Raw genomic sequence first — 10,588 nt, 5'->3', positions numbered from 1 at the left:
CCATGCAGCGCTCCTCTCCAAAGATTCGACACGCCAACGCGGCATATCCCCACGCTACAGTCAGAAAAACCGCCGCCGTTCCGGAGCCCGCCATGCCCTCCCCGACCCCGCCGATCAACGTCCTGGCCACCACGCAGCCGGACACTCTAGATGCCTTCTGGATGCCCTTCACCGCCAATGCGCAGTTCAAGGGCGCGCCGCGCCTGCTGGTGCGCGCGCAGGGCATGTACTACGAGGATGTGGAAGGCCGCCAGATCCTCGATGGCACCGCCGGGCTGTGGTGCTGCAATGCCGGTCATGGCCGCAAGAAGATCGTGCAGGCCATCGCCGAACAGGCGGGCACGCTGGATTTCGCGCCCACCTTCCAGATGGGCTCGCCGCTGCCGTTCGTGCTGGCGCAGCGCCTGGCCGCGCTGGCCCCGGCCGGGCTGAACCATGTGTTCTTCACCAATTCCGGTTCGGAGGCAGTCGATAGCGCGATGAAGATCGTGCTGGCGCATCATCGTGCCCGCGGCGAAGGCCAGCGCACCCGGTTCATCGGGCGCGAGAAGGCCTACCACGGCGTCGGCTTCGGCGGCATGGCGATCGGCGGCCTGCCCAACAACCGGCGCCAGTTCGGCCTGCAGTTGGGCGGCAGCGCGCACCTTCCGCATACGCTGGACCTGCAGCGCAACGCCTTCAGCCAGGGCCTGCCACGGCATGGGGCGGAGCTGGCCGATGCGCTGGAGCGGCTGATCGCGCTGCACGATGCATCCACCATCGCGGCGGTGTTCGTGGAACCCATCGCCGGCTCGGCCGGGGTCATCCTGCCGGCGCCGGGCTACCTGCAGCGCCTGCGCGAAATCTGCGACCACCACGGCATCGTGCTGGTGTTCGATGAGGTCATCACCGGCTTCGGCCGCGTCGGCATGCCCTTCGCCGCACAGCGCTTCGGCGTCACCCCGGACCTGATCACCTTCGCCAAGGGCGCCAGCAACGGAGCGGTGCCGCTGGGCGGGGTGCTGGTCGGCGACGCCATCCATTCCAGCCTGCAGCAGGGGCCGACGCAGGCGATCGACCTGTTCCACGGCTATACCTATTCCGGCCACCCGCTGGCCTGCGCGGCCGCACTGGCCACCTTGGACGTGTACGCCGAGGAGCGCCTGTTCGAGCGCGCCATCGAACTTGGCGAGCACTGGCAGCGCGCCCTGCACGGGCTGCAGGGGTTGCCCAACGTGGTGGACATCCGCAACTTCGGCCTGGTCGGCGCGGTGGAACTGGCCCCGCGCCGCGATGCCCCGGGCAGCCGCGGTTACGAGGTGTTCCGGCGCTGCTTCCACGACGGCAACCTGCTGGTGCGGCAGACCGGCGACACCATCGCGTTGTCGCCGCCACTGATCGTGGAACCGGCGCAGATCGACCAGATCGCCGACGTTCTCGGCGCGATGATCCGCGCCACCGCCTGAGCCGGGACGCGCCAGCCCGAGCCGGTACAATGGGCGGTTCCGCTCCACGACCGCCCGTTGCCCATGAACATCGTCGTCAAAGAAGAACTCAAGGCCTACATCGACCCGCTCACCGCGGACGAATACGAGGCGCTGGAGCGCAGCATCCTGGCCGAAGGCTGCCGCGACGCGCTGGTGCTGTGGGGTGACGTGCTGGTGGACGGACACAACCGCTACGGTATCTGCCAGAAGCACGACCTGCCGTTCAACACGGTGCAGAACACCCGCTTCCAGAGCATGGACGATGTCCACCTGTGGATGATCGAACAGCACCTGGGACGGCGCAGCGTGTCGGACTTCCAGCGTGGCGAACTGGCGCTGCGCAAGCGCGAAATCCTGGCCCAGCGCAAGCGCATCGAGCAGGAAAAACTGCAGCGCGAAAGCGACGGCACCGCCGAAGGCCAGGACGACGAGCAGGACAGCCCACCGTGGGATCCGGCACCGAGCTTGAGCCGCGCCGAACTGGCCCGCGAAGCCAAGCTGAGCAGCAACCAGATCAGCATGATCGAACGCATCCGTGCGCAGGCTGCGCCGGAAGTGGTGGAAGCGGTGAAGAACGGCCAGCTGTCGATCAGCGCGGCGGCGGCGGTGGCATCGCTGCCGGAAGACGAGCAGCGCGCGGCCGCCACCGGTGGCAAGGACGAACTGAAGCAGGCCGCCAAGCGCGCCCGCGAGGCCAACCGCAAGCCGCGTGCCGCCAAGCCGGAGGTGGCGGTACAGGCGGAAGAGGTCAGCGAGGACGAGCAGGCGCTGCGCGATGCCGAAGTGATGCACGCGCTGGAACAACTGGGCGAAGGCGCCCCGGCGCTGCGTGCCCGCATCGTCAGCCTGACCCGCGAAAACGATGCGCTGCGCCAGCAGCTGGCGGCGCTGCGCGCGCAGCTGGCCTGATCACTGCGTGGTGCCGAGCTGGGCGACAGGGACAGGCGGCCGCTGCGCTCGCCGAGCATGGCTCGGCGCTACCGCTCCATGTCCACCGCCGATGGGATCGATGTTCACCGTCAACGGGGCTCAACACCGGCCCCGGTAGACTGCCCGCATGACCACGACTCCCGTTGATCCGCGCCGCGCCCAGCTGCGGCGCCTGAAAGCCATCGCGTTCGGCATGCTGCTGGTGATGCTGGCCGGTTTCGCGGTCAGCCACTGGCAGGGCGAGCGCGGTATCTGGGCGTGGGTTGCCGCCTTCTGCGAAGCCGCCGCGGTGGGCGCGATGGCCGACTGGTTCGCGGTGGTGGCGCTGTTCCGCCGGCCGATGGGCCTGCCCATCCCGCATACGGCAATCATCCCGCGCAGCAAGGAGCGCATCGGCGACAGCCTGGCGGTCTTCGTGCGCGACCAGTTCCTGGCGCCGGACATGCTGCTGGCGCGGCTGAAAGTGTTCGATCCGGCTGCCCGCCTGGGCAGTTGGCTGTCCGCACCGGAGCAGGTGCGCATGCTGGCCGACATGGCACGTGGCTGGGCATTGCAGGCACTGGATTTCTTCGACGAAGCCGCCGTGCGCCGCCAGTTGCACGGCTTCGTGGTGCAGCAGCTGCGGCAGTGGAACGCGGCCTCCACCGCCGGTGAACTGCTGGCCCTGCTGACCGCCGATGGCCGCCACCAGCGCGTGCTGGATGAAGGCCTTCAGCGGCTGGCGCGCTGGCTGGAACAGCCGGAGGTCAAGGAACGCGCCTCGCAGCTGATCGTGCGCTACATCCAGCGCGAGTGGCCGACCCTGTCCAGCACGGTGAACTGGATCAAACCGATCGATGAGATCGGCGACAGCCTGGCCGAGCGCCTGGCCGGTGCGGTTCTGGAAGAAATGCAGCAGGTGCTGGCCGAGCCGACGCACCCGCTGCGGCAGGACTACGAACAGTGGCTGGGCAGCTACGTGCAGCGCCTGCGCGAGGACCCGGCGCTGGCCACCCGTATCGAACAGCTGAAACAGGAAATGATCGACCACCCTGCCCTGCAGGAGTACGTGCAGGGACTATGGTCGCGCATCCACGCCAGCCTGCGCGCCGACCTGCAGAGCGAAGATTCCGCACTGGCCGGGTACCTGGAGCGCAGCATGGCCGCGCTCGGCCGCAGCCTGTCTTCGGACCCGGCCCTGCGTGATGCGCTCAACCAGCACCTGCTGGAGGGCGCGCAGCGGCTGACCTCGCGCCTGCGCGATGGCGTCACCGCGCATATCGCACAGACGGTGAAGGGGTGGGACGAACGCCATCTGGTGGAACAGCTGGAACTGAGCGTCGGCCGCGACCTGCAGTTCATCCGCTTCAACGGCACGCTGGTCGGCGGGCTGATCGGGTTGCTGCTGCATGCAGCCACTACGTTGCTGGCGACGTGAGCGTAGTCGTAGTCGCATGGCCCATTGATGGCGCAGCGCTGGATGTCCACTCCGATGGATATTTTCGACGCAAGTAACTCTGTGATTGCCGACAAACCCGACGGCATCGCACGTACCTAGCATTGGCCTTGCCCGCCCGCCAACAGCGGCAGCAGCGAGCCAGTCCTTACCTCTCGACAGGATCCCCTTTTACGGGGTCCAGGGATGGTTGCGGCCTGAAATCCCCATGCCGCTCAGATCCACTCTGGAATCCGAACCATGACCCTTCCTGCGCCCCGACTGATGAAACCGCTCCTCCTTGCTGTGCTCTGCGCGGCATCGACCCTGTCCACGGCACACGCCGACGCACCTTCGCTGCAAAGCCGCGATCTGGTGTACCAGTACGATGAAATGTTTGATTTCGATATTGCCACGTGGCTGGCCGGGCATGCCCCACAGCTCAGCCCGCATGCCGAAACACTTTCGCACTGGGCAGGCTACAGCGGCATCAGTCCGCGCGTCCTGCTCGCCCTGATGGAACTGCAGACCGGCGTGGTCGGCAATCAGGATGCTCCGCCTGCACGCCTGGAGCGGCCGTTCGGTGCGCTGGTCGCCACCACCGGCTTCGGGCCGCAACTGCGGGAAGTGGCCGAGTCCCTGCGTGATGCGATGTACGACGCCAGTGACACCAGCACCAAGGGGCCGGTGGCGCTGTCCGGCGACAATCCGCTGCGTACCCTGTACGCGTTGTCAGGCATGGACGACACGCGTGCTGCCGCGCTGGCCGGCGCCGGGTTCAACGATGTCTATCGCCGGCTGTTCGGCAGCACCCGGCAGGTCGCGCTGCGCTCGCGCACGGCCCTGCCGCAGCCTCGCGCCGATGCCCCTCCGACCGATCTGCTGCAGTTCCCTTACCCGCTCAACGCGCGATGGCACGTAGGCGGGGCGCACACCCATTCCGGCAGCGGCCGCTTCCCGATGTCGTCGCTGGACATGTCCGTTGGCGGAGGATGGGGCAGCAACCAGAGCAACAACTGGGTAACGTCCTCTGCAGCGGGCAGGTTCAAGCGCCATTCGTCGTGCATGGCCGAGGTCGTGCATGAAGGCGGGTGGTCCACGACCTATTACCACCTGATGAACATCCGCCAGGCCACTGGCGCCACGGTGGCCGCCAATGAACCGATTGCCAATCCGGCCAATACCAGGCGCCAGGCGTTGTGCGATGGCGGCTCCTCGACCGGTCCGCATGAGCATTGGTCGCTGAAATCCAATGGCAGCCAGCACCATCTGAACGGCGTCACGCTGTCCAGTTATCTGATCACCGCGACAGGTTTCAGTTACGACACCAATTGCCAGCGATTCAACCTGAGCCGCAAGGGGCAGCGCTACTGTTCCGGGTTCTACACAAACATAGGTGTTGACGCTCCCTGAATAGGGTATTCTCCCGCGCATCGCGCGCCAAGGCGGTGCGCCGGGGGGATCCATGACCAGGATGTTGATGACGCTGGCGCTGTGTGCGCTGGCAACACAGGCGCACGCGCAACGCGTGTACAAGTGCAGCGATGGCCAGCAGGTGGCCTACCAGTCGGTGCCCTGCCCGAAGGAACAGGACACCGGGGTGAGCCGCCCGGTGGTGCGTGATCCCAGGCTGACCACCGCCGACCGGATCCGCGTGGCGCAGGAATCGTCGCAGGCACGGCGTTGGGTGCGCGAGAGCGCCGGCTACGATCAGCCCGACGTGCGCGGCACGGTGATCGACAACGTGGTCGATCCGCAATCCTGCGAAGACGCACGCCTGCGCAAGGAAATGGCCGAAGTGTTCACCGGCCGCAGCGCGCCGGCCCGCATCGACCAGGAAATCCACCGCGCCTGCGCGGTGCGCTGAAAGCCGTGCGGTGAACCGTGTGACCGTACTGAAAACGCTTGCTTAACTAAATGCGAATACTTATCATTTAGTCACATCGTACGCCCAGCCAGTCAGTCGCGGACCCGTTCCGTCGTTGCCGCCCCGTGTACCAGCTAACGTTCGCCGCCCCGTCCGGTGCGGTGACGATGGGAGCGGGCGCCGCATCCTGGCGCTGGGCCTGCGCGCCTGCGCGGCCACTTCCATCGCCGGCTTTCTTACCTGCATGGAATCGCATCCCTCATGTCGTCGCTGTTCAACGCTCCGCCCCGTTCGCTGCTCGCGCTTGCCATCGGCAGCCTGCTGCTCGCTTCCACCGCCCACGCCGACACCCCGGCCGATGCCTCCGCGCGCACCCTGGATGCAGTGCAGGTCACCGCCGATGGCGAGATCAAGAACGGTTATACGGTCAAGCACGCCAGCACCGCCACCAAACTGGACCTTTCGCTGCGCGAGACACCGCAGTCGGTCACCGTGATCACCCGCCAGCGGCTGGACGACATGGGCCTGTTCGCGCTGTCCGATGTCATGGGCCAGGTCACCGGCGTGCACGTTTCGGTCACCGACAGCGAGCGCATCAACTATGTGTCGCGCGGCTACAACATCACCAATTTCCAGGTCGATGGCATGCTCAACACCTTCGGTGGGTCGATCAAGACCAACACCGACAGCGTGATCTACGAGCGTATCGAAGTGATCCGCGGTGCGACCGGCCTGACCACCGGTGCCGGCGATCCGTCGGGCACCATCAGCTTCGTGCGCAAGCGCCCCACCGATACCTTCCAGGCCGGTGCCAACCTGACCGTGGGACGCTGGGGCAACCAGCGCCTGGAGGCCGACCTCGGCGGTCCGGTGGCGCTGGACGGGCGCATCCGGGCGCGCGTGGTCGCGGCCAAGCAGCAGAGCGATTCCTTCCGCGATGTGTACAAGCTGGACAAGGACGTGTTCTACGGCATCGTGCAGGCCGACGTCACCGACAGCACCCTGCTGGAACTGGGCTACGAATACCAGTCGCCGCACACCTCCGGGGTGACCTGGGGTGTGGTGCCGTACTGGGGCGCCGATGGCAAGCCGGCCAACCTGCCGCGCTCGACCAACCTGTCGGCATCGTGGAGTGCCTGGCCGATCATTGAAAAGACCAGCTTCGTACGGCTGGAGCAGCAGCTTGGCAACGGCTGGTCGGCCAAGGCCAACCTGACCCACGCCGACCGCGATACCGATGGCAGCGTCTGGTATGGCGCGCAGGGCTACCCACGCCCGGACGGTACCGGCGTGTCGGCCTACGTTTCGCACTTCAACGAGCAGAGCACGATGGATGTGTTCGACCTCAACGTCAGCGGTCCGTTCAAGCTGTTCGGGCGCAACCACGAACTGGTGTTCGGGCTGGGCCAGTCGGTGCGCAAGGGCGAATCCGATGCGCTCGACTTCGACTACACCACCGCCTATGCGGTGGTGCCGGACTGGCGCAACTGGACCGGCGATGTGCCGCGCCTGCCGGTCACCCGGCTGGGCTACCTGGCGTCGGAGAACGAGCTGAAGCAGAGCGCCGCCTACGTGGCCGCACGGCTGCAGCTGGCGGATCCGCTGCTGGCCGTGGTCGGTGCCCGTTATGGCAGCTGGGAAACCAGGACCTGGCGTTACACCCATGACACCGCCGGCAACCTGACCGCCACCACCCGCACCGGCTACAAGCCCGACGATTCGCTGACCCCGTACCTGGGACTGGTGTACGACTTCAACACGATCTTCAGCGGCTACGTCAGCTACACCGACATCTTCCAGCCGCAGAATTACCGCGACCGCAATGGCGATTACCTGGAACCGGTGGTCGGCACGATGTGGGAAGGCGGCCTGAAAGCCGAGTTCTTCGGCGGGCTGCTCAATGCATCCGCGGCGATCTTCGAAGGCGAGCAGGACAACGTGGCCGAGATCGATGATTCGGTCCCGCCGTCGTCGCTGCCCGATGGCAGCCAGGCCTACCGTTCCACCGGCAAGGGCAACAAGGTGAAAGGCTGGGAGCTGGAAACCCAGGGCAGCATCGGCGAGCACTGGAACCTCTCCGCCGGGTTTGCCCACACCACCATCCGCAACCGTGCCGGCGTGCTGCAGAAGACCACCAACCCGCAGGACACCTTCCGGCTCAACGCCAGCTGGCGTCCGGGCGGCGCCGAGGGCCGCTTCTGGCTGGGCGGCGGCGCGACCTGGCAGAGCGGCATCTGGAACAACAGCACCAAGCCGCGCGCGGACTACCTGACCAGCGGCCGCACCGAAAGCGCGCGCATCGAACAGGATGCGTTCTACCTGGTGAACCTGTCGGCCGGTTACCGCTTCAACGAAAACTTCAGTGCCCAGCTCAACATCAACAACGTGCTGGACAAGGAGTACTACAACAACGTCGGCTTCTACCAGGGTGTCTACTGGGGCGAACCCCGCAACGTGACCATGACGCTGCGCTGGAAGCTCTGACGATCCGATGGATGCCGCCGGCGATGTGCCGGTGGCCGGCCACGGATGGCCCCCTCTCCACCGGCAGCGATGCCATCAACCGCAACTGCAGGATCACCGTGGACCGCTCGCCTCCTTCTGCCAGCACGACCGCCAGCGCCCGCCTGGCCACGTTCTTCGCCCGCCCCGGCTGGGGGGTGTTTTCGCGCAGCATGGCCGCCATCTTCGGTGGCTACGCGCTGGCCGCGGTGACCTGCGTGTTCTGCGCGCTGGCGTTGCCCGGCGCGCGCGGCCAGACCGTGCTGACCGGCATGTTGGTGGCGATCGTGGTCTGTGCCTGTGCGGCGCTGTGGGCCTTCGCCAGCCGTACCGCGTTGCGTGCCTGGCTGGGCATCGCGCTGCCCACGGTGGTGATGGCGGCGGTTGCACGGGCACTGGGAGCGTGGGCATGAAAAACGGATTCCGCCAGTCGATGGCCTGGCTGCACACCTGGACCGGCCTGCTGGTCGGCTGGCTGCTGTTGTTGATCTTCATGGCCGGCACGGCCAGCTACTACCGCGAGGAAATCAGCCGCTGGATGCGCCCGGAACTGCCGGCCACCACGGTCAGTACCGACGTCGCCGCCGAGCGCGCGGTGCACTACCTGCAGGAACATGCCGGCCAGGCCGAGACCTGGTTCGTCACCCTGCCCGACCCGCGCAACCCGGCCATGCGGATGTTCTGGCGCAATCCGGAATCGGTGGTCAAACCGCCGGTGGAAGGCGAGCGCCGCCGCCGCGGTGGCGGACGCTTCGGTGATGCCACGGTAGATCCCAACACCGGCGAAAAGCTGGAGGCGCGCGAAACCCGCGGCGGCGAATTCTTCTACCGCCTGCATTTCGACCTGCACTACATCCCGGTGCTGTGGGCGCGTTACCTGGTGGGTTTCTGCGCGATGTTCATGCTGGTGGCGATCATCACCGGGGTCATCACCCACAAGAAGATCTTCAAGGACTTCTTCACCTTCCGCAAAGACAAGGGCCTGCGCTCCTGGCTTGATTTCCATAACGTCAGCGCGGTGATGGCGTTGCCTTACCACGCGATGATCACCTACACCGGCATCGTCACGTTGATGGTGATGTACCTGCCGTGGGGCATCAAGGCGGCCTACCCCACTGATGAAGATGCGTTCTTCAGCGAAGCGTTCGGCGGCATGCCCGAGGTCAGCGCACCGGCCGAAGGACGCGCTGCGCCGCTGCCGATCCAGCAGTTGCTGGACAGCGCGCGCACGCACTGGAAGGGCGTGGATGTGTCCGGCTTCAGCGTCACCAGCCCGGGCGCGGCCAATGCGGTGATCGACATCCGCCAGCGCGATGGTCGACGCCTGTCCATCGATACGCCGGCACTGCGCTACGACATGGTGACCGGCAAGCTGCTGATGGAATCACCGGCCTCCGGCGCGGCTACTGCGACGCGCGGGGTGATGTACGGGCTGCACCTGGCCCACTTCGCCGACTGGGGACTGCGTGCGTTCTTCTTCCTGTCCGGCCTGACCGGCTGCCTGATGGTGGCCAGCGGCGTGGTGCTGTGGGCGGTCAAGGAGCGGCCGAAACATGCCAAGAGTGGCCGGATCGGCTTCGGCCTGCGGCTGGTGGACGCACTGAACATCGGCGCGGTGGCCGGCCTGCCGATCGCGTTCGCAGCGTACTTCTGGGGTAACCGGCTGCTGCCGCTGCAGCTGCCCGAGCGCGCCGACGCCGAGGTAAGCGTGTTCTTCTACGCCTGGGGTGCAGCCCTGCTGGCCGCGTTCGTCTGGCCGAAGCGGGTCATGTGGACGTGGCAGCTGTACCTCGGTGCGGCCTTGTTCGCGCTGTTGCCGCTGCTCAATGCGCTGACCACCCACGCCCATCTGGGCGTGACCGTGCCGGCCGGCGACTGGGTACTGGCCGGCTTCGACCTGGTGATGCTGGCCTTCGGCGCGATGCTGGCGATGTGCGGCTGGAGGATGCAGCGCTGGACGCCGCCGTTGAGCGCGGCGGAGAAGAAAAAACGAGCGGCCGCCGCAGCCGCGGGCAGTGCGGTGGCGATGGAGGCGAAGGCATGATGCTGCTGGCGTTGGGCGTGTCCTTCAGCGCGTTCGCGGCGTTGTCGCTGGCGATGGAAAAGCACCAGCTGGACCTGCATGGCAAGCAGGCCGCGCCGCTGTCGCGGCGCCGGCAGTGGTCGGTGCTGGGCTGGGTGCTGCTGGGCGTGGCGTTCGGCTTGAGCGTGGTCGACCACGGCTGGGCGATGGGCCCGGTGCTGTGGCTGGGCACGATGACCATCGCCGGGCTGCTGCTGGCCTTCGGGCTGTATCCGTGGAAGCCGCGCTGGATCGCGCCGGTGGCGCTGGCGTTGCCGGTACTGGGGCTGGTGGCGGCGCTGGTGTGAGGTGGTGACGGCCGCTGGCCGTCACGCTTCTGCCGCTGC

The 10,588-nt window shown here is 66.9% G+C and carries 9 protein-coding genes; all 9 read left to right on the top strand.

The window, feature by feature from the left end:
* Positions 1 to 92: 92 nt before the first annotated feature.
* Complete coding sequence (gene aptA / locus ABB28_RS05895) at positions 93 to 1,445, top strand: omega-aminotransferase AptA (RefSeq protein WP_057507751.1); 1,353 nt, start codon at positions 93 to 95, stop codon at positions 1,443 to 1,445.
* A 63-nt stretch (positions 1,446 to 1,508) separates the two neighbouring features.
* Positions 1,509 to 2,375: a ParB N-terminal domain-containing protein gene (locus ABB28_RS05890; protein WP_057507750.1), complete on the top strand. Its 867-nt coding sequence runs from the start codon at positions 1,509 to 1,511 to the stop codon at positions 2,373 to 2,375.
* 148 nt (positions 2,376 to 2,523) lie between these two features.
* Positions 2,524 to 3,813 (top strand): DUF445 domain-containing protein, encoded by a 1,290-nt coding sequence (locus ABB28_RS05885; RefSeq protein ID WP_057507749.1) that lies wholly within the window; start codon positions 2,524 to 2,526, stop codon positions 3,811 to 3,813.
* A 282-nt stretch (positions 3,814 to 4,095) separates the two neighbouring features.
* Positions 4,096 to 5,223 carry a M23 family metallopeptidase gene (locus ABB28_RS05880; protein ID WP_057507748.1) on the top strand — a complete coding sequence of 376 codons (1,128 nt, stop codon included), beginning with the start codon at positions 4,096 to 4,098 and terminating at the stop codon, positions 5,221 to 5,223.
* 52 nt (positions 5,224 to 5,275) lie between these two features.
* Entirely contained in the window at positions 5,276 to 5,677 is a 402-nt protein-coding gene (locus ABB28_RS05875; protein WP_148049415.1) for a DUF4124 domain-containing protein, read from the top strand.
* Positions 5,678 to 5,938: 261 nt separating this feature from the next.
* Positions 5,939 to 8,161, top strand: a complete 2,223-nt coding sequence (locus tag ABB28_RS05870; protein ID WP_057507746.1) for a TonB-dependent siderophore receptor — start codon at positions 5,939 to 5,941, stop codon at positions 8,159 to 8,161.
* Positions 8,162 to 8,259: 98 nt separating this feature from the next.
* Positions 8,260 to 8,592: a DUF3649 domain-containing protein gene (locus ABB28_RS05865; protein ID WP_057507780.1), complete on the top strand. Its 333-nt coding sequence runs from the start codon at positions 8,260 to 8,262 to the stop codon at positions 8,590 to 8,592.
* On the top strand, positions 8,589 to 10,223 hold the full coding sequence (locus tag ABB28_RS05860) for a PepSY-associated TM helix domain-containing protein (RefSeq protein ID WP_057507745.1): 1,635 nt from the start codon (positions 8,589 to 8,591) through the stop codon (positions 10,221 to 10,223). Before ABB28_RS05865 ends, ABB28_RS05860 begins: the two co-directional genes overlap by 4 nt.
* Entirely contained in the window at positions 10,220 to 10,549 is a 330-nt protein-coding gene (locus tag ABB28_RS05855) for a DUF3325 domain-containing protein (protein ID WP_057507744.1), read from the top strand. Before ABB28_RS05860 ends, ABB28_RS05855 begins: the two co-directional genes overlap by 4 nt.
* Positions 10,550 to 10,588 lie beyond the last annotated feature (39 nt).

The organism is Stenotrophomonas chelatiphaga (assembly GCF_001431535.1).
GTDB lineage: Bacteria > Pseudomonadota > Gammaproteobacteria > Xanthomonadales > Xanthomonadaceae > Stenotrophomonas > Stenotrophomonas chelatiphaga.
The sequence above is the reverse complement of the archived record's forward strand: the minus strand, read 5'-3'. Positions and strand labels throughout refer to the sequence as shown.